Annotated in this window: 19 protein-coding genes and 1 tRNA gene; 10 read left to right on the forward strand and 10 right to left on the reverse strand. The window is 56.8% G+C overall.

Translation table 11 applies throughout. The features are described from left to right. Window positions 1–14 precede the first annotated feature (14 nt). The 4 genes from ACR0LN_RS21660 (at window position 15) to ACR0LN_RS21675 (ending at window position 3,544) form a co-directional block, all read left to right on the forward strand. Window positions 15–91, forward strand: a tRNA-Met gene (locus ACR0LN_RS21660). Between the two features lie 711 nt (window positions 92–802). Next, window positions 803–2,455, forward strand: a complete 1,653-nt coding sequence (locus ACR0LN_RS21665; RefSeq protein WP_480432659.1) for a TadE/TadG family type IV pilus assembly protein — start codon at window positions 803–805, stop codon at window positions 2,453–2,455. Further along, a complete protein-coding gene (locus ACR0LN_RS21670) occupies window positions 2,452–2,985 on the forward strand; it encodes a TadE/TadG family type IV pilus assembly protein (RefSeq protein ID WP_480432660.1) in 534 nt (177 codons plus the stop codon). Before ACR0LN_RS21665 ends, ACR0LN_RS21670 begins: the two co-directional genes overlap by 4 nt. A 1-nt stretch (window position 2,986) precedes the next feature. Beyond that, complete coding sequence (locus tag ACR0LN_RS21675) at window positions 2,987–3,544, forward strand: TadE/TadG family type IV pilus assembly protein (RefSeq protein ID WP_480432661.1); 558 nt, start codon at window positions 2,987–2,989, stop codon at window positions 3,542–3,544. Between the two features lie 893 nt (window positions 3,545–4,437). Here the strand turns inward: ACR0LN_RS21675 and ACR0LN_RS21680 are convergent. Continuing rightward, complete coding sequence (locus tag ACR0LN_RS21680; protein WP_480432663.1) at window positions 4,438–4,710, reverse strand: hypothetical protein; 273 nt, start codon at window positions 4,708–4,710, stop codon at window positions 4,438–4,440. Between the two features lie 705 nt (window positions 4,711–5,415). Between ACR0LN_RS21680 and ACR0LN_RS21685 the strand changes: the two genes are divergently transcribed. After that, window positions 5,416–6,147, forward strand: a complete 732-nt coding sequence (locus tag ACR0LN_RS21685) for a glycosyl transferase family 90 (protein ID WP_480432664.1) — start codon at window positions 5,416–5,418, stop codon at window positions 6,145–6,147. Window positions 6,148–6,472: 325 nt separating this feature from the next. Here the strand turns inward: ACR0LN_RS21685 and ureG are convergent, their stop codons facing one another. The 9 genes from ureG to ACR0LN_RS21730 form a co-directional block, all read right to left on the reverse strand. After that, window positions 6,473–7,108, reverse strand: a complete 636-nt coding sequence (gene ureG / locus ACR0LN_RS21690) for an urease accessory protein UreG (RefSeq protein ID WP_480432665.1) — start codon at window positions 7,106–7,108, stop codon at window positions 6,473–6,475. After that, a complete protein-coding gene (locus ACR0LN_RS21695) occupies window positions 7,105–7,758 on the reverse strand; it encodes an urease accessory protein UreF (protein WP_480432666.1) in 654 nt (217 codons plus the stop codon). The genes ureG and ACR0LN_RS21695 overlap by 4 nt, the downstream gene beginning before the upstream one ends. Continuing rightward, window positions 7,742–8,194 carry an urease accessory protein UreE gene (locus ACR0LN_RS21700; protein ID WP_480432668.1) on the reverse strand — a complete coding sequence of 151 codons (453 nt, stop codon included), beginning with the start codon at window positions 8,192–8,194 and terminating at the stop codon, window positions 7,742–7,744. The genes ACR0LN_RS21695 and ACR0LN_RS21700 overlap by 17 nt, the downstream gene beginning before the upstream one ends. 34 nt (window positions 8,195–8,228) lie before the next feature. Next, on the reverse strand, window positions 8,229–8,453 hold the full coding sequence (locus ACR0LN_RS21705; RefSeq protein WP_480432669.1) for a DUF1127 domain-containing protein: 225 nt from the start codon (window positions 8,451–8,453) through the stop codon (window positions 8,229–8,231). A 130-nt stretch (window positions 8,454–8,583) separates the two neighbouring features. After that, entirely contained in the window at window positions 8,584–10,293 is a 1,710-nt protein-coding gene (gene ureC, locus ACR0LN_RS21710; RefSeq protein ID WP_480432671.1) for an urease subunit alpha, read from the reverse strand. Next, on the reverse strand, window positions 10,293–10,598 hold the full coding sequence (locus tag ACR0LN_RS21715; protein ID WP_480432673.1) for an urease subunit beta: 306 nt from the start codon (window positions 10,596–10,598) through the stop codon (window positions 10,293–10,295). The genes ureC and ACR0LN_RS21715 overlap by 1 nt, the downstream gene beginning before the upstream one ends. Next, on the reverse strand, window positions 10,595–10,756 hold the full coding sequence (locus ACR0LN_RS21720) for a hypothetical protein (RefSeq protein WP_480432674.1): 162 nt from the start codon (window positions 10,754–10,756) through the stop codon (window positions 10,595–10,597). Before ACR0LN_RS21720 ends, ACR0LN_RS21715 begins: the two co-directional genes overlap by 4 nt. Before the next feature lie 14 nt (window positions 10,757–10,770). Further along, window positions 10,771–11,073, reverse strand: coding sequence for an urease subunit gamma (locus ACR0LN_RS21725; RefSeq protein ID WP_170461583.1), 303 nt, complete (start codon window positions 11,071–11,073; stop codon window positions 10,771–10,773). A 1-nt stretch (window position 11,074) separates the two neighbouring features. Then, a complete protein-coding gene (locus ACR0LN_RS21730; protein ID WP_480432676.1) occupies window positions 11,075–11,827 on the reverse strand; it encodes an urease accessory protein UreD in 753 nt (250 codons plus the stop codon). Window positions 11,828–12,288: 461 nt separating this feature from the next. Here ACR0LN_RS21730 and urtA point away from each other — a divergent pair, with 461 nt between their 5' ends. The 5 genes from urtA to urtE are packed head-to-tail and all read left to right on the forward strand — an operon-like array spanning window position 12,289 to window position 18,248. Further along, entirely contained in the window at window positions 12,289–13,569 is a 1,281-nt protein-coding gene (gene urtA, locus ACR0LN_RS21735; protein WP_480432677.1) for an urea ABC transporter substrate-binding protein, read from the forward strand. A gap of 60 nt (window positions 13,570–13,629) precedes the next feature. Beyond that, window positions 13,630–15,579, forward strand: coding sequence for an urea ABC transporter permease subunit UrtB (gene urtB, locus ACR0LN_RS21740; RefSeq protein WP_480432678.1), 1,950 nt, complete (start codon window positions 13,630–13,632; stop codon window positions 15,577–15,579). Between the two features lie 3 nt (window positions 15,580–15,582). Next, a complete protein-coding gene (urtC, locus tag ACR0LN_RS21745) occupies window positions 15,583–16,812 on the forward strand; it encodes an urea ABC transporter permease subunit UrtC (protein WP_480432679.1) in 1,230 nt (409 codons plus the stop codon). Then, on the forward strand, window positions 16,809–17,549 hold the full coding sequence (gene urtD / locus ACR0LN_RS21750; protein WP_480432681.1) for an urea ABC transporter ATP-binding protein UrtD: 741 nt from the start codon (window positions 16,809–16,811) through the stop codon (window positions 17,547–17,549). Before urtC ends, urtD begins: the two co-directional genes overlap by 4 nt. A 3-nt stretch (window positions 17,550–17,552) precedes the next feature. Then, window positions 17,553–18,248 (forward strand): urea ABC transporter ATP-binding subunit UrtE, encoded by a 696-nt coding sequence (gene urtE, locus ACR0LN_RS21755; protein WP_480432683.1) that lies wholly within the window; start codon window positions 17,553–17,555, stop codon window positions 18,246–18,248. Window positions 18,249–18,367: the final 119 nt, after the last annotated feature.

Consider the following 18,367-nt stretch of genomic DNA (forward strand, 5'->3'; position numbering starts at 1 on the left):
GGCCAAAAAAGTGTCGCGGGATGGAGCAGCCCGGTAGCTCGTCAGGCTCATAACCTGAAGGTCGCAGGTTCAAATCCTGCTCCCGCAACCAATCTTCTAAGTCAGAAAACAACGATTTACACGCCGCCTTCGGGCGGTGTTTCTATTTGTGCCATACCCGATGGAAGCACTGTGGAAGCAAATGGGGCGAAGTCTGACCGTGCCAAAAAAGCAAGTGGCACTGCCATGGTGCAGCGCCAGTCCCCTCGGAAATGGTTCAATATCAAGGTCCGCTTTGCAGATTAAAACCAGCCATCTTGGCCATGGCTTTGGAAGGTAAATTACTCACGAAAAGTCAAACCGGCCTGTTGGTGAGTTGGTAGCATTTGGCCCCGGCAGATCGTGTGTCAATTACTGAAAGCGACCCAGTTGGAGCGGTTGGCCTGATTTGACTGGTCCGGTTTGATTTTTAGTTCATGGCTGGTCTCTGGTCCATCGGGACAACGGTTTCTGGTGCCGGCGGACGATAACACAATGCGCTGTTCGGTCTCTTGGTATATGAGTGCTTTCTCTTATTGAGAGCAAAAAGGATTCAGTCTTCTCGCCAGAAACAAAAAACACATAATAGCTTGTAAATTAGATATTTTGTCTGAAGCATTCTGCTCATCCGCTTTCCAAAGCCACCTTTTCGAACTCAATACTGTTCACTTTGAGTTAACATTGAGTTCATTTCCGGTAATTTAGACGCCCATTTTGCATCAAAATTAAGACGAAATTCTGCGCTACGTTATCCGCTCATTCTTGGATTCTACCGGAGAACGTCATGCTCAATATTCTGCCCCCGACAGGTGCACGGCAAATTGGCCGTGACGAGAGCGGTTCACTTACCATTTTCGCCCTCTTTATGTTTTTGGCCATCGTCGCTTGTGTGGGCATAGGCATAGATTACATGCGCTTTGAGAAGGAACGAGCACACCTGCAGTACACGCTGGACCGGTCGGTTCTGGCCGCAGCGGACCTTGATCAAAAGGAAGAACCGAAATCCGTCGTTCGTTCCTATCTGGAAAAGGCGGGTCTTCTGGAAAATTTGACCAGCATCAATGTGGTCAACGGCGTTGGTTATCGTGAAGTGTCGGCGACGGCGAGGTACGATTTCCCGACCCAATTTATGCACCTTTCAGGTGTCGATTCACTGTCCGCCCCTGCAGCAAGCACTGCCGAGGAAAGCGTCGGAATGGCCGAGATTTCAATTGTCACGGACGTCTCGACTTCGATTCCGCTGCAGGATCTGAAGGATGCGACGAAAAGCATTATTAGCCAGATTGGAAGAAAAAACGGAACGTGGAGCAACGAGATTTCTTTTTCACTGATCCCATATTCCAGCCAAGTGAACGCTGGCGCGGATTTGCTGAAATACTACAATCTCGACCGGTTCCATGACCACTCTCACTGTGTCAACTTTATCGACAACGAGTTCAGCAAACCTGATCTTTCTCTGACCAGAGTGCTGGAGCAAACGGCTCATTTCGACCCTTACACCGAGACAAGGGCTCAATACGACTCTATCACCAAGACAAATATGGGGACGGTTGAACACCCCGTCTGCCCAATCCGCCCCGGATCGGCAATCCTGCCATTCCAAAACAATGAAACCGTACTTCATAACTACGTCGACGGCCTCTCCAAGCTCGCCAATCCAGAACAGGACGAGGACTCGGGTCTGGACAATGGCGCGAATTGGGGCCTAATCCTGCTGGATCCCGGCACGCAGCCCGTCATCGAGAAACTTGCCACCCCCGTAGCCGATGGTGGTGACGGTATCGTTCCGGGAGTATTCGACAACCGCCCTCTGCCTTACAACAGCAACGTTCTAAAGGTTCTGATCCTGGTTTCCGACGGGGAAAATACTGATCAGCACATGCTCAACCCTTCGATGCGCACCACCACGTCGGATATCTGGTATAATGAGGAATCCGATAGCTTCTCGGTCTACCAGTCAAATGGCAACCCTAACTATTGGTGGCCGCACGACAACAGCTGGCAGGATCACCCCTACGGTAATGGTGACTCGCGCTGCACGAGCAAAGGCAATAAAACGACTTGCGTGGAAGAAGCCGAACCCGGCAACGCCGTGCAGTTGACCTATGTTGAACTGCTGAACCTCGTGTCGCTGGAGCACATCGAAAACAACATCTTCACCCAGTCGCCAAGTGCCTATGGTCAGTGGGAAGGTAAGGCGTTCAGCAAGAAAAGTGCGGTCGCCAAGGATCAGCGCCTCAAACACGTGTGCAAGGCTGCCAAGGATGAGGGTGTGATTGTCTTTGGTGTCAGCGTCGATGCCCCGGCGAGTGGGCAAGATGTGCTGCAAAATTGCGCAAGCTCAGACAGTCATTATTATGAAGCGCCAGCCGTTGAGCTTACGGATGCCTTTACCTCGATCGCGTCCTCCGTCCGTATGCTGAGGTTGACACAATGATGCGCAGGTTGATTTCAGCTTTGGCCAAGGTGCGCCGACAAGAAGGCGGCAATGTAACCGTCGAGTTTGCGATCGTCTTCCCGGCCATCATGTTTTTGGTTCTTTCAGGGTTGGAGCTTGGGTTAGTGACCCTGAAACACGCGCAGCTTGAGCGTGCCGTCGACCTGACCGTGCGAGACATTCGACTCAACACCGGTATCAGCCCGCAACATGACGAAATCAAGGCTCTCATCTGCAGCCGCGCCGGATTTATAAGCGATTGCGAAGCCAACGTGCGTCTGGAAATGATCCGGCAGGATCCATTTAGCGCGGTCACAGTGCCCGCTGTTCCAGACTGCACTGACCTTTCTGAAGTGGTTCGCCCAGTGCGGGCCTTCCAAAACGGCCTTGAGAACGAGCTAATGGTTCTTCGGGCCTGCGCCAAGATCAACCCCATTTTTCCGACATCCGCAATGGGCAAGGCATTGGTCAACGAAGAGGGCCAGTATGCACTGACCGCGGCAACCGTATTCGTGCAGGAGCCTAACTAGTATGATGATCAAGCGATTTTTGACGCACCGCCCGAAACGCTTTCGAGAACGGGAAGACGGCTCGATTTCCCTTGAGGCCGTTCTGCTTACCCCGATGCTCGCTTGGGCGATCTTGGCGGGATATACGTATTTCGAGGCCTACAGGCAGAGTGCCTCGAATATCAAGGCGGCCCATACGATTGGTGACGTGATTTCTCGCGAAACCCGGGAAATCAACAGCGTCTACATCGACTCGATGGAAGAAATGTTCCGTTTGATGGTGTCAAATAAGGCTGATGTGAATATCAGAATTTCGCTCGTTGTTTACGATGAGGCCGAAAACAGCCTTTCAGTGAACTGGTCTGCAATTCGCGGCGGGTATACCGAAAAACTGACGGACGCTGATATTGGTCAATATCAAGCATCTCTGCCTTCGATGTCGGATCAGAACACGCTCATCTTGGTCGAGACGTCCAACACGTTTGTCCCCCCCTTTAAGGTGGGCTTGGGCAATATCGAACTGGAAAACTTCATTTTTACCCGACCGCGCTTTGCAAACAATATTAAAGGGAACGTCTAGGCACTGATATTTGCAGCACCCCAGAAGAGATGAAAGCTTGGCCGCAGAACCTCTTGCACGAGGATGCCATAATTATCTTCAACAGATATGGAACCGTGTTTCCGGATCGGACAGGCACGTCTCTTGAAAACTTTGATTGCAAAAGGTTCTGACGTGATCGAGTGATGTGTGAAATGGATATTTGGTCATACAGTCCGCTTTGGGTTGATACTGTTGAAAACCCCGATTTTGCGTAAATTCGAGTCTAAAATTGCTTATAGAAGCCCGTTAGGATTTTTGAGCTTAGGGTTCGGTCAAATTCTGACACTGGGTCCAGGGGCATATCTACGACTGTCGTCGACATCGGCTTTGGACATTATCGACGGATCGCCTGTTCGCCTAAAACTCGGGCCTCATGCGTTTATGAGGTTTTCAACAGTATAGGCTCCAATCGTACATCCGATATATTCAGTCAGGTTCGCAGGTTAGTTCGGCGTGCTCAGCGGCGGAAACACCGACGTGACGGACATCCAATCGTTTTGGTCAGATGACTGGGGCAAGTGGTTTGCCCGATTTGACTGGTCCGGTTTGACTTTTGGTGCGTGACTGGTCTCTGGTTCATCGGGACGACGGTTTCTGGGCGGGTGGGCGGTAGCCCTGAATACTGCGAGGTCGTTTGGTGTTGATGTGTTTCCTCCATGTTCGATCAGGATTCGTGCTTTGCTTAACCCTTCCTGTGCCTACGTGGTTCGACACAGCCGACACGTACCTGCCATGAGACGATCTTCGTCTAGCCAGCCACGCGGTTGAAACCTTTGCGTTGATCGACGCGCCCCGGTACTGGACAAGTCCGACGTTCCATTACTTTGTCTCACTTCTGATCATCTTGAAGCAGGCGTATCGGCGGGCGGGGCTCAGAATTTTTCCCGAGCAGTTTTATTCAAAATGGGCTTGTCCAACGTCATGGCAGAGACTGCATTATTGAGCCGCTCGTTCTCGTTCTGCAGGTAAATGAGGTCTTTCTGTCGGTTGGTTTCCGCCACGCTATATTGCCAGAAACACCGGTATCTGGTCTGCTCCGTAGCGCGACCCTCACGGATCGCGTCCACATGCATCATTTCTTGCCCGACGAGCAGCTCGAACTGCCGCAGTTTCGTGACAAAAACCTCTGGATTATTTCGCTTCACTTACAATCTGATCCTCGGTTTTCTTATACGTAGCGGCGGACCAATGCGCCGGAATGTCTCGCCAAAAAACCACAAATTCAATTTGCAAGAACGCACAAAATCGCAGCCAGTGATATCAGCAATTGCAAGATTGAGTATTCAGGCGCGGCATCTTCACTGCACGATTGGTCCGGGTCATTTCGTTGTGTACACCGCCTGGGAAGCGCTGAGGAAGGTCATTGCCGACCACTGTTTCAAACTGCCGCCAAGGCTCCTGTTCGGGTCCACGGGTGCAGTTGAGCTAGGCCGAGTTGGGTTGCCTAGGCCCTTGGAGAAAAACTATGCCGTCGGGGTTTTCTGAGAGCCAGCCCTTGGTTATTGGTCTGGCCAACAGAGGCAAAACCTGAACAGCCTTCCAGGCATTCCTGCAATTGACCGACTTCCTCCGCAACGGTAATTGAGGCAAATAAAACTCAATCAATCGGAAAACAGATGAAGCATCGGCGCAAGGTCAATTACTTGTTGGAGTAGTCGCGCCATGCGGATCGCCTCACCTACTATGCGCGCGGCATCTCTCATTGGCTGACGCCTTATGTTCTGTGCAAACATCAAACCGAAAAACTGTTGCGCGATGCAAAGTCGCGACCAGATTACGATGAAATTGAAAATCGCGCCGCGTATTACAATAAATTGACGGAGCCATTTGACGCATCGGATGCCCCACTGGTGTCAGACATAGACAGCGCGCGAGGCCGCTACTTTCTTGATCTCATTGAGGACGCGAAAGGTTTCGGCGCGGATCGCCACCTGGACTACCTTTTTGGTGACATCAGACTGGTGCCCCCTGTACCGAAGATCGTCAAATCGAGGCCGATCTCTGACACCAATGCAAACTCCGTGATCCTCAAACTGAACAAGAACAGGCACTTTTCCTGGACGCCCGCCCCTGTTCCCTTTCGTAACAAAAAACCGGCAGCCGTCTGGCGTGGCACGGCACGCACCAAAGCCCGCCGCATTCTAGTGGACAAATTTTATGATCACCCTGAATTCGACATAGGCCACACCGGCAAAGAGGTTAGCGGCCGACGGCCCAAAGGTGCCTTGACGCACGGGCAACAAAAGCAGTTCAAGTACTTCATTTCACTTGAAGGCAATGAAGTTGCCACGAACCTGAAATGGGGTATGGCGTCGAACATGTTGGTAATGTCGCCGAGGCTTCACTACGAAACGTGGTTCATGGAAGGGCGGTTGCAGCCGGACAAGCACTTTGTCCTGCTGCGGGACGATTTCACCGATCTTGAGGACAAAGTTGCCTACTATAATGAAAACCCGGAAGCAGCAGAGGCCATAATATCCGAGGCACATCAATGGCTCGAACAATTCGCAGATCCATTGAAGGAGAGAATGATCGCAGCCAGAGTGCTGCAGAAGTATTTTCATCTGTCCGGTCAGATTTGAAGTTATGGTTTTTAAACCAAGAAGAATTAGAACGCATTGAGAAGCGACTGCGGGCTACGTCTTCAGAAATTCCCGCAATCCCAGAGGTTTTGATTTGGAGTTTACGGGGATTTACTAATTAGGTTTCAGGTTCTTAGCCGGGCTTCTCTTTTCAAGGGTGCGGCCTCGTTCTTGTTTCAAGCCAGAACACGACTGTCTTCTCGTTGCCCCGCTCAGCAGCCAATTCAGCCTTCGTCCCGGCAAAGATGCCTCTGTCGCTCTGTTGTTTCCAGCAGTGACGCGCCAATTGGCACTAAATTGGTGTCAGCCTGAGCATGGCGTGTGGCTACGCCTCCGCTTTGTCCTGGACCTTCAATCCGCCGATCCGCGCCAGTAGGTCCACGATAACGTCGACCCCTTGTCTTTTGCGCAGCGAAGTGAACACGAAGGGGCGGCCATTACGCATGCGGACTGCGTCACGTTCCATGACCTCAAGCGAAGCACCGACATGGGGCGCAAGATCAGTTTTGTTGATGATCAGCACGTCCGACTTAGTGATCGCAGGACCACCTTTGCGTGGGATTTCTTCGCCAGCGGCCACATCAATCACGTAGAGTGTAACGTCCGCCAGTTCCGGGCTGAACGTGGCTGACAGGTTATCGCCACCGCTTTCGATCAGCACGACTTCAACATCTGGGTGACGGGCCTGCATCTCGGCCACGGCGGCAAGGTTGATCGAGGCATCTTCGCGGATGGCCGTATGTGGGCAGCCACCGGTTTCCACGCCGATGATCCGGTCCTGCGGCAAGATTTGCATCCTCATCAGCGCCTCGGCATCCTCGCGTGTGTAGATGTCGTTGGTGATCACCCCAACCGATACCTTGTCACGTAACGCTTCGGACAACGCGGCGGTCAGGGTGGTTTTGCCTGCGCCGACCGGGCCACCAATGCCCACGCGCAAAGGGCCGTTCATGCTGCTCATGTTCGGAACATCCTTGAATATTGGGTTTCGTGTTTCATCGACGCGATGTCAGGCAGGAAAGCGGTCGATCCCAGGTCGTCCAGCCCTGCCATTATCGCATCTTTCGCCACGCGCTGACACAAAGGTGTCAGATCGTGGACCAATCGCTGGCCGTCGGTTTGGCCCAATGGGACAAGCCGCGTCGCACAAGCAACCAGATTGGCCATGAAGGCCTGAAGGAACATTTGCGCCGTCAGACGAATGGGTAAGCCCTGGGTTGCGGCAGCGCGGCCAATAGCGACCGGGTAGGTCAGGGTGCCCAGCTCGAACGCCCAAACATCAGAGGTGACGCCGCAAAATGCCTCGCCCAACTGCCGTGTTTCCATCAGCCGCTCTGATGAGGCGCAGAAAGAGCGTGCAATCTGGTCAATTTCGGATAGCCTCTCTTGGGTCTCCGCCTGATAGGCGGCTGCAAGAAAGATACAGTCATTGCGACCCGAGCCGTGCTCGATCACGTCGACAATCCAGTCGCCGGTCTCTGCCGCGTTGGAAACGGAGCCACTTTCAATGGCCCATTCCAGCCCGTGCGAATAGGCGAACCCGCCCACCGGGTAAGCGGGCGACAGCCATTGCGTCAGGGTCAGGATATCGGTGTCAGTGGGAGTGGCCATGGGTCCTGCCGTGGCCATAGGCGCCGCCTTCGGGCGTGAACGGCTCGCGTACTTCGCGTACCGTCGCGCCGATCTTTAGCAGCATGTCCCGGATGACGTGATCGACTTGGATCAGCAGCCGGGTCTGTTCAACCTGACAGGGGGTATGGCGATTGCCGATGTGCCACGCGATGCGGGTCAGGTCTGGGGCGGTGACCTCAAGCAGTGCTTCGGGTGCCGCCTGAATTTCGACCTCGCGCCCGTCTTCAAGGATCAGCGCACCGCCGTGATCCAGCGACATTGTCTGCGCCAGATCGACGAGTATCTGCTTGCCGCTCTCGCAGGTCAGAACTTTACGGCGCAGAAAACGATCCTCATAGGTCAGTGACAGAGAATCTGCGGGGTCACCATGTGAATGACCCGAATACTGGCGCGCAGTACAGAGAAGGTCAGTCATGCCTGCGCCCCCTCTGCCATAAATGCGGTCGTGGTTAGATCCAGATGCGATCCGCAAAAACGTGTTGAACGATCTGGCTGCGCTTGATGCCGCGCTTCTGCAGTTCTTCGTCGCTGAGCGATTGCAGGAACGCAACTCGACGAACGTGCGACTGAGATTCCGACATTCTGATCAGCGCGCTGAATACCGATGACCCGATTGCCGAAATTGCGCGCAGAACGGAAAATCCGGGCTGAGCCTGTGTTGTAGTATGTGCCATTTGGACCCTCGTAAGCGTGAGTAACGTTGGTCCTCCCTTGGGGTGTATAATTTGTCATGTCGGCCTCACTTTGTAGTGGGTGTTTGGTCATGGCGGGTTTGCACGTGCTGCAATGCAGCATAATTTTTAATCAGAACATAAAATACCGCTGCGCCATCGGCAGGACTTCGGCGGGCAGGCAGGTCAGCAATTCGCCGTCTGCACGGACCTCATAGGTTTCGGGGTCGACCTCGATCTGCGGTGTTGCGTCATTCAGCAGCAGGTCGCTTTTGCCGATGTTGCGGGTGTTTTGAACGGCGAGGGTTTGTTTCGCCAGCCCCAGTGTATCACCGATCCCGTCCGCCTGCGCGGCTTCCGAGACAAAAGTGATCGCCGAATGTTCGACCGACCGTCCATAGGCCCCGAACATCGGGCGGCTATAGACGGGTTGCGGCGTTGGGATCGAAGCGTTGGGATCTCCCATCTGCGCGCAGGCGATCGTGCCGCCCAGCAAAACCATCTCGGGTTTCACCCCGAAAAAGGCCGGGTTCCACAGCACCAGATCGGCGCGTTTGCCTTCTTCGATGCTGCCGATCTCATGGCTCAGACCGTGGGCAATGGCCGGGTTGATCGTGTATTTCGCGATATAGCGGCGGACGCGCAGGTTGTCGTTGTCGCCGGTTTCCTCGGCCAGACGTCCGCGTTGTTTCTTCATCTTGTCAGCGGTTTGCCAGGTGCGGATCAGCACCTCTCCGACCCGGCCCATGGCCTGACTGTCCGAGGCGATGATCGAGAACGCGCCCATGTCGTGCAGGATATCCTCGGCCGCGATCGTCTCGCGCCGGATGCGGCTTTCGGCAAAGGCCACATCCTCGGGAATAGATTTGTCGAGGTGGTGGCAGACCATGAGCATATCGAGATGCTCCTCGACCGTGTTCACGGTGAAGGGCCGCGTCGGGTTTGTGGACGAGGGCAGAACGTGGTTCTCGCCGCAAATCTTGATGATGTCTGGGGCGTGACCGCCACCTGCGCCTTCGGTGTGGAAAGCGTGGATCGTGCGGCCTTTCATGGCCGCCACAGTGTTTTCCACGAACCCGGATTCGTTCAGCGTGTCGGTGTGGATCATCACCTGCACGTCCATCGCATCCGCCACCGAAAGGCAACAGTCGATGGCGGCAGGCGTTGTCCCCCAATCCTCGTGCAGTTTCAGGGCGCAGGCTCCGGCCTTGACCTGTTCCTCCAGCGCGGCAGGCAGCGAGGCGTTGCCCTTGCCGGCGAAAGCCAGGTTCATAGGAAAGGCGTCGGCAGCCTGCAACATCCGCCCGATATGCCAGGGGCCGGGGGTGCAGGTCGTGGCCAGCGTGCCATGCGCCGGGCCGGTACCGCCGCCCAGCATGGTGGTCAGGCCGGAATGCAGCGCGTCTTCGATCTGTTGCGGGCAGATAAAGTGGATATGGCTGTCGAACCCACCTGCCGTCAGGATGCGACCCTCGCCCGCGATAATTTCAGTGCCGGGGCCGATGATGATGTCGACGCCGGGTTGTGTATCGGGGTTGCCAGCCTTGCCGATATTGTTGATGCGGCCGTCTTTCAGGCCCACATCGGCCTTGTAGATGCCCAAGTGATCCACGATCAGAGCATTGGTGATGACGGTATCCACGGCCCCTTCGGCGCGGGTGGCCTGAGACTGCCCCATCCCGTCGCGGATCACCTTGCCGCCGCCAAATTTGACCTCTTCGCCATAGGTGGTCAGGTCACGCTCGACCTCGATGATCAGATCGGTATCGGCCAGCCGCAATTTGTCACCGGTGGTGGGGCCGAACATGGCGGCATAGTCCGAGCGTTTGATTGTTGCCGGCATCAGAGCGCCCCCATGACCTTTTGATTGAACCCATAGACCTTGCGCGCCCCGCCGATAGGGATCAGCGCGACTTCACGCTCTTGCCCCGGCTCGAACCGCACGGCAGTGCCCGGCGCGATGTCCAGACGCAACCCATGAGCGGCGGTGCGGTCGAAATCCAGCGCCGGGTTGGTTTCGGCAAAGTGGTAGTGCGAGCCGACCTGCACCGGGCGGTCGCCGGTATTGGCAACCATCAGCGTTACCACCGGGGCATCGGGGTTCAGGGTGATTTCACCCTCGGCCGGGAACAGCTCTCCGGGGATCATTTCGGCAGCTTCGCGATCACAACAAGCGCGGCCAGCGCGATAACGGCCAGACCAACGGCCAATGTGGCATAGTCCGATCCATGAGCATGGGCATGCGTACCAGTGTGTGCTGCGGCGGGGCCGGCGAGGATCAGGGCGGGGAAGAGCATACGAGTCATATCTGGGTTCCTTTTTAGCGGATTGGGTTGTGGACGGTCACCAGCTTGGTGCCGTCCGGGAAAGTGGCTTCGACCTGCACCTCGTGGATCATCTCGGGCACGCCTTCCATGCATTGATCTCGGGTAATCACCTCGGCCCCGGCCTGCATCATGTCAGCGACCGAACGCCCATCGCGCGCGCCTTCGACCACGGCATCGGTGATCAGGGCGATGGCCTCGGGGTGGTTCAGCTTGACACCGCGGGCCAGCCTTTTGCGGGCGACCTCGGCAGCCATGGCGACCATCAGTTTGTCTTTTTCGCGAGGGGTCAGGTTCATGTTAGATCATCCAGCATCGGGGAAGCGTGTCGTTGTTCAGGTGCCGCAAGATCGGCATGAGCGAGCGGCGCAAAGCAAAACTGCTCTCGGCCAGCACCCGGATCACCAGAAGGTCATCCTGAATCAGGCTGGCGCCCGCTGTGTCAGGCAACATCCGGCGGATCGCGTCCAGCTGACCCTCGGCTGTCGCTGAGGCAAAGACGATCAGCGCCATCGCACCGGCACCGCTCGCGATATGAGGCTTGGCAAAATGGGTGTTCAGGTCTCCGGCAAACCGCGTGGAATCCAGAAAGACAGGAACGCCTTCACGCCGGATTTCGATCCGGTCGCGTAGGCGAATATCGGTCAGCGTCTCTCCCATAGCGGTGCGACCGAAAACCAGCGGTTCCACCATCAGAGCGGTTGCGTCGGGTGCCAGATCAATCTGCAAGCGGCGGTCCAGAGCGCTGCCGTTGAACAGGATGGTTTCCTGTGGCAGCCAGTTCAGGCGGGCGCCAGCCTCAACGCTTAGCTGGTTGGAGACTTGGCCATACGGTCCCGGCTGCGCTTTGTAGGTGCGCTCGCAGGCTTGCGTGGTCAGGGTCAGGTTGGTGCCTGCAGCGGCGTGTCCGGTGAACCGGAATGAATCCCCGCCCGTGATTCCGCCTGCCGTGTTCAGCAGCACCGCATCCAGCCCGATGTCGTCGCTGCGGGGGAATAGGCATTTGAACGACCCCGATTGGCGAAACGCATCCAAAACCGACCTATCGCCCAATTGCTTGGCGCTCAGGCGAATCGTGCCTTGGGCTCGTGGCGGCGTTGCGCACTGCTTGGGCAATATGGGGGCGATATGGGTGATGGCACACCTGTGAAATTAAGACTTGTGCCTCTTGTTTCACCGGTTGGACGTCGGAACTCTATTCTGCGATGCCGCATTTGGTCGTTTTTCCAATGCGGATGGTTAATTTTTGAACACAAGCTGAAACATGTGTTCAAAAATTAAGCAGATGCAGCCAAATGCACTTATTGATATGTCAGCCAGTTTGCCAAGTTTGCCGCAATGCAGAAACCGTATGGGTGCCCGCCGAGGAGACGACCCGGGGGTGTGTGACGGCTGCGCGAATTGGACCTCGGACACAACCGCCACACGGAACGCAACAACAGTTGCGGGGATCAGGTAGAAGAAGAGTGCGCCTTTGCGCAAGCCCTCTCTCCCGGCCCCGCCAGGAGGCTTACATGTCATTTCTTAAATCCACCCTCGCCGGTTCAGCGGTTTTCGCCGCCATGGCAACGGCGGCACTGTCGGCGGAAGATACGATCAAGGTTGGTGTGCTGCACTCGCTGTCGGGCACCATGGCAATCTCGGAAACCACGCTGAAAGACACCATGTTGATGCTGATCGACCAACAAAACGCCAAGGGCGGCCTGTTGGGCAAACAGCTTGAGGCCGTTGTGGTCGATCCTGCTTCCGACTGGCCTCTGTTTGCCGAAAAAGCACGCGAACTGCTGACCGTGCATGAGGTGGACGTAATCTTTGGCAACTGGACCTCGGTCAGCCGTAAATCGGTTCTGCCGGTGATCGAAGAGCTGAACGGCCTGCTGTTCTATCCGGTGCAGTATGAGGGCGAAGAAAGCTCGAAAAACGTATTCTACACGGGTGCTGCACCGAACCAGCAGGCGATCCCTGCAACGGATTATTTCCTGGAGGAACTGGGGGTCGAGAAATTCGCACTGCTCGGCACGGACTATGTCTACCCCAGGACCACCAACAACATTCTGGAAAGTTATCTGAAGCAGAAGGGTATCGCGGATGACGATATCTTTGTGAACTACACGCCGTTTGGTCACTCGGACTGGTCCAAGATCGTGGCCGACGTGGTTGCCTTGGGAGCCGACGGTAAGAAGGTCGGCGTGATCTCGACCATCAACGGCGACGCCAACATCGGCTTCTACAAGGAACTGGCGGCGGCTGGCGTTTCGGCGGACGACATCCCGGTCGTGGCCTTCTCGGTCGGTGAAGAAGAGCTTTCGGGTCTGGATACCGCCAACCTTGTCGGCCATCTGGCGGCTTGGAACTATTTCCAGTCAGCCGACACGGACGTCAACGCCGAGTTCGTTGAGACGTGGAAAGCTACCATGGGCGACGAGCGCGTGACCAACGATCCGATGGAAGCGCATTACATCGGGTTCAACATGTGGGTGAACGCCGCGACCGAGGCCGGTTCGACCGAAGTCGATGCCGTGCGCGACGCCATGTACGGACAGGAATTCCCGAACTTGACCGGCGGCACAGCCGTGATGCTGCCGAACCACCACTTGGCCAAGCCGGTTCTGATCGGTGAAATTCAGGAAGACGGTCAGTTCGACATCATCAGCGAAACCGACGTTGTGCCGGGCGACGCCTGGACTGACTTCCTGCCGGAATCGGCGGTTCTGAAATCGGATTGGAAAGATCTGGGTTGCGGTATGTACAACACCGAGACCGAGACCTGCGTTCAGACCCTGTCGAACTACTAATCCTCTTGCAAGGCGGGTTTCATCGTCCGCCTTGCCTCAAAGACTTTCGGGTTCCACCACATGTTACGACTTTTCCTTGCGGGCCTCGCAATCCTTTGCGCCTGCCTGACCGCCAATGCGCAAGAGGCTGGCCTGCAGCCGATCCTGCAAGAGCATCAGGCAAGCATCGCCAAAAGCTCTCGTAAAACCATTAAACCTGCGATTGATGCGGTTGCTGCCAGCGGCTTGCCGCAGGCGCAGGTGATGCTTGAGACATGGGCCGCCAAAGACATGTGGATGCGCAAGTCGGACGGTCTGTTCTTTGCGGGTGAAAAGACCGACGGCGCCTATGTCCTGACCGATTTCGACACCGGGGAAGTGGTTGGCACCTTCGAGAAATCCGAGCTGAAACAGTTGAAACCCAACAGCGGCGTCCGCGCGATGATCGCCACGGCGCTGGTGCAGTTCCAACTGACCGATCCCAGCCGGGCCAAGCGGGCCGCAGCCCTGTTATCCATTCAGCGCGATCCCGAGGGCGCTTTGCTGGCCCCTCTGCGCGCCTCAATCCCGGACGAACCCGACGTCGACCTCAAGGCGCAGAAACAGCGGCTCGAACGGTTGCTGACCATTGGGTATGACGCAGACACAGCCGCCCGCGTGGCTGCGATCGAAGAGATGTCCGGCGATCTGGGTGTCGACGTGCGCGCCGCGCTGAATCCGCTACTTGTCACCAAACGACAGGCTGCCGAGGAAGTTCCCGCAAACGTCAACGTGGCCTTGCTGCTCGAACCCGGTTCGGACGTCCTGTCCGAGGGCGACGCTTACGACTTGCTGGTTGCCAGTGATCTGGCCGCGCCGCGTGTATCAACGGACGAAATCCGCGCTGCTCTGGCAGACAATATCGACGGTGGCCGCGTCGGAGATATCCCGGTTGCGCAACTGAACACCGACGTCGCCCGCGCGCAGGCCTATGCCGCGCTGGCTGAGGGCGGAGTGGTTCCGGCCCTGATCACGCAGGCTGATATCGAGACCGCTCTGGGCGCGCATGTGTTCTTTGAAACCTACGCCGAACCGTCGCCCGAAGTGACCGCCGCCGCTGAAAGGGCGCTGGAGAAAATCGAACTGAAGGTCGGCGTGAACCAGACGCTCGACTTGACGCTGGACGCGATCTCGCTGGCGTCGATCTATTTTCTGGCCGCTATCGGCCTCGCCATTACCTTCGGCGTGATGGGCGTGATCAACATGGCCCATGGCGAGTTCATCATGATGGGTGCCTACACCGGCTACGTGGTGCAGCAGTTCATTCCTGACCATACGCTCTCGATCATCGTCGCCATCCCGATGGCCTTTGCTGTCACCTTCGCCATGGGCGTCGCGATGGAGCGGCTGGTAATCCGCTGGCTTTACGCCCGCCCGTTGGAGACACTGCTTGCGACTTTTGGTATCTCGATTGCCCTGCAACAGCTCGCCAAGAACATCTTCGGCACGCAGGCCCGCCCGCTGACCGCTCCGGGCTGGCTGGACGGGGCGTGGGTGCTGAACGACGTGGTTTCGATCAGTTATATCCGCATTGCGATATTTGTGTTGGCGATGATCTTTCTGGGGCTGTTCCTCTACATCATGAAACGCACACGGCTGGGGCTTGAGATGCGTGCGGTCACGCAGAACCCGCGCATGGCAGGCTCGATGGGCATCAATCCGGGGCGGGTGAATATGCTGACCTTTGGGTTGGGCTCTGGCATCGCCGGGATTGCTGGGGTCGCCATTGGCCTGTTTGCCAAGGTCACCTCCGATCTGGGCAGCGACTACATCGTGCAAAGCTTCATGACTGTGGTTGTCGGCGGTGTCGGCAATATCTGGGGCGCCCTTGCGGGGGCAGGCATGATCGGCTTCCTGCAAAAAGGGATCGAGTGGATGAACCCCTCGAATACCCTTGCCGCGCAGACCTACATGATCATCTTCATCATCATTTTCATCCAGTTCCGGCCAAGGGGCATCATCGCCCTGCGCGGCCGCGCGGCGGGGGATTGAGACATGGACCGCAGTTTTGTCGCCAAGAACCCCTCGGTGTTGGTATTCTTAGCCATCCTGTCGCTGTTCACCATCGCTGTGACCGTCCTGTCCGAAGGGTTCGGCATCGGCGTGATCTCAACCAGTTTCGTCAAAACGCTGGGCAAGACCCTGTGCCTGTGCCTGATCGCCGTGGCGATGGATCTGGTCTGGGGCTTCACCGGCATCCTGTCACTGGGCCATTTCGCGTTCTTCGGGCTGGGCGGCTACATGATTGGCATGTGGCTGATGTATGAGCGGACCCGCCTGATCGTGATCGAGTCGCTGTCGCAAACCGAAATCCCGCCAACCTCTGCCGAGGTGGTGGACGCCATCGGGACGCAGATCTTTGGCGTCGTCGGATCGTCAGAGTTTCCGCTGATTTGGGCGTTTTCCCACAGCTTGACCTTACAACTGGTGTTGGTCGTGCTGGTTCCCGGCCTGTTGGCGCTGATCTTCGGCTGGTTGGCCTTCCGCAGCCGAGTGACCGGCGTTTACCTGTCGATCCTGACCCAAGCTATGACGCTGGCGCTGGCGCTGTACCTGTTCCAGAACGACAGCGGCTTGCGTGGCAATAACGGCCTGTCCGGCTTGCAGAACCTGCCAGGGGTGACGGCTTCTCAGGATGTGGTGTCGATCTGGTTCCTCTGGGCTTCGGCGCTGGCTTTGGGGCTGGGCTACATGACGGCCGCGTGGATCGTATCGGGCAAGTTCGGCTCGGTCATTCGGGGTATCCGCGACAACGAGGCACGAGTGCGGTTCCTTGGCTACTCGGTCGAGGTCTACAAGCTAGCCGTATTCACCCTGACCGCCTGCATCGCTGCCATCGCGGGCGCGCTGTATTACCCGCAGGCGGGCATCATCAACCCCGAGGAAATGGCCCCCATCGCCTCGATCTATCTGGCCGTCTGGGTTGCCATCGGTGGGCGCGGGCGTCTGTATGGGGCCGTCATGGGCGCGGCCTTCGTCAGCCTGCTTAGCACCTGGTTTACCGGCGGGCAGGCCCCAGACATCCCGCTGGGTTTCTACACGATCAAATGGGTCGACTGGTGGCAGGTACTGCTGGGCGTGTCCTTTGTGCTGGTCACTTTGTTCGCCCCGCAGGGCATCGGAGGGCTGTTCGATCTGTGGAGCAACCGCCGCCACCCCGACCGACACGGCGCAAACTTGGGCCCTGACGACGGCGCCCTGCGTGAGAAGGAGGCCAGCCAATGAGCACTCTGTTAGAAGTCAGTGGCGTCTCGGTCACTTTTGATGGTTTCCGCGCTATCAATAATCTGTCCTTCCAGATCGGCAATGCGGAATTGCGTGCCGTGATCGGGCCGAACGGAGCGGGCAAGACGACATTTATGGATATTGTCACCGGCAAGACCCGACCGGATGAGGGGCGGGTGATCTGGGGCGAGAAATCCGTCTCGCTGCTGCGGATGAGCGAGGCCAAGATCGCGCAGGCGGGCATCGGACGAAAGTTCCAGAAACCCACTGTGTTCGAGGACCAGACCGTGCAGGAAAACCTGTTGATGGCGCTGAAGAACAAGCGCGGTTGGTTGGGTGTGCTGTTCTATCGTCCCTCCACGGCGGATCTCGAAAAGGTTGAAGAACTGGCCGCCGAGATCGGCCTGAAGGACGAGTTGACCCGCAAGTCCGGCGAGTTGAGCCACGGGCAAAAGCAATGGTTGGAGATCGGAATGTTGCTGGCGCAGGAACCGCGCTTGTTGTTGGTCGATGAGCCTGCGGCAGGTATGACCCCGCAGGAGCGTGAGCACACAACCGATCTTCTGGTGCAGGCGGCCAAAACGCGTGCGGTGGTCGTGGTCGAACACGACATGGAGTTCGTCCGCCGTCTGAACTGCAAGGTCACGGTGCTGCATGAAGGCTCGGTTCTGGCCGAGGGCAGCCTGGACCATGTCACATCAAATCAGGACGTCATCGACGTCTATCTGGGGCGCTGAGTGATGTTGAAACTGACCGATCTGACCCTGCACTACGGGCATTCGCAAATCCTCTATGGTATCTCGATGCAGGCCGCGCTGGGCGAGGTAACCTGCGTGATGGGCACCAATGGTGTGGGCAAGACCAGCCTGATCAAAGCGATCTCGGGCACGCATCCCCGCTCTGGTGGCGAGGTGGAACTGAACGGCGAGGAACTGGGCATCCTGCCCGCGCACAAGATGGCGTGGAAAGGAGTGGCTTGCGTGCCGCAGGGGCGTGAAATCTTCCCATTGCTCACAGTGCGCGAAAATCTGGAGACCGGCTTTGCCTGTTTGCCCGCCAGTGACCATGTCATCCCGGACGAGATTTTCGAGCTGTTCCCGGTGCTCAAGAAAATGCAAAACCGGCGGGGCGGCGACCTGTCGGGCGGGCAGCAACAGCAGTTGGCAATCGCGCGGGCGCTGATCACCAAGCCCAACCTCTTGCTGTTGGACGAGCCGACCGAAGGCATTCAACCCAACATCATTCAGCAGATCGGAGAGGTCATTCAGCACCTGCGATCCAGAGGTGACATGGCTATCGTTCTGGTCGAGCAGTATTTCGATTTCGCCTATGACCTTGCTGATCGCTTCGTCGTTTTACGACGCGGCGAAATCCTGATGTCTGGCCTGAAAACCGAGCTTTCTCGCGATCAGGTCTTGCAGGGTGTCACAGTTTAGGGTTCGGTTCGCCGGAGGCTGAACACCCAGGCTGATACTTGGCGTTGAGTTGGTGAATTGCGGCGCACTTGCGCTTTAAAATTGCTGCGGCGCCAATATTTCAGAAAAAATAATTCGAA

The organism is Ruegeria sp. AA6 (assembly GCF_056542865.1).

Coding starts and splice junctions, on each gene's coding strand:
- ACR0LN_RS21665 (WP_480432659.1), top strand. CDS start 803: ATGCTCAATATTCTGCCCCCGACAGGTGCACGGCAAATTGGCCGTGAC.
- ACR0LN_RS21715 (WP_480432673.1), bottom strand. CDS start 10,598: ATGATCCCCGGAGAGCTGTTCCCGGCCGAGGGTGAAATCACCCTGAAC.
- ACR0LN_RS21705 (WP_480432669.1), bottom strand. CDS start 8,453: ATGGCACATACTACAACACAGGCTCAGCCCGGATTTTCCGTTCTGCGC.
- ureG (WP_480432665.1), bottom strand. CDS start 7,108: ATGAGCAGCATGAACGGCCCTTTGCGCGTGGGCATTGGTGGCCCGGTC.
- urtA (WP_480432677.1), top strand. CDS start 12,289: ATGTCATTTCTTAAATCCACCCTCGCCGGTTCAGCGGTTTTCGCCGCC.
- ACR0LN_RS21675 (WP_480432661.1), top strand. CDS start 2,987: ATGATGATCAAGCGATTTTTGACGCACCGCCCGAAACGCTTTCGAGAA.
- urtE (WP_480432683.1), top strand. CDS start 17,553: ATGTTGAAACTGACCGATCTGACCCTGCACTACGGGCATTCGCAAATC.
- ACR0LN_RS21725 (WP_170461583.1), bottom strand. CDS start 11,073: ATGAACCTGACCCCTCGCGAAAAAGACAAACTGATGGTCGCCATGGCT.
- ACR0LN_RS21700 (WP_480432668.1), bottom strand. CDS start 8,194: ATGACTGACCTTCTCTGTACTGCGCGCCAGTATTCGGGTCATTCACAT.
- ACR0LN_RS21670 (WP_480432660.1), top strand. CDS start 2,452: ATGATGCGCAGGTTGATTTCAGCTTTGGCCAAGGTGCGCCGACAAGAA.
- ACR0LN_RS21720 (WP_480432674.1), bottom strand. CDS start 10,756: ATGACTCGTATGCTCTTCCCCGCCCTGATCCTCGCCGGCCCCGCCGCA.
- urtD (WP_480432681.1), top strand. CDS start 16,809: ATGAGCACTCTGTTAGAAGTCAGTGGCGTCTCGGTCACTTTTGATGGT.
- urtB (WP_480432678.1), top strand. CDS start 13,630: ATGTTACGACTTTTCCTTGCGGGCCTCGCAATCCTTTGCGCCTGCCTG.
- ureC (WP_480432671.1), bottom strand. CDS start 10,293: ATGCCGGCAACAATCAAACGCTCGGACTATGCCGCCATGTTCGGCCCC.
- ACR0LN_RS21695 (WP_480432666.1), bottom strand. CDS start 7,758: ATGGCCACTCCCACTGACACCGATATCCTGACCCTGACGCAATGGCTG.
- urtC (WP_480432679.1), top strand. CDS start 15,583: ATGGACCGCAGTTTTGTCGCCAAGAACCCCTCGGTGTTGGTATTCTTA.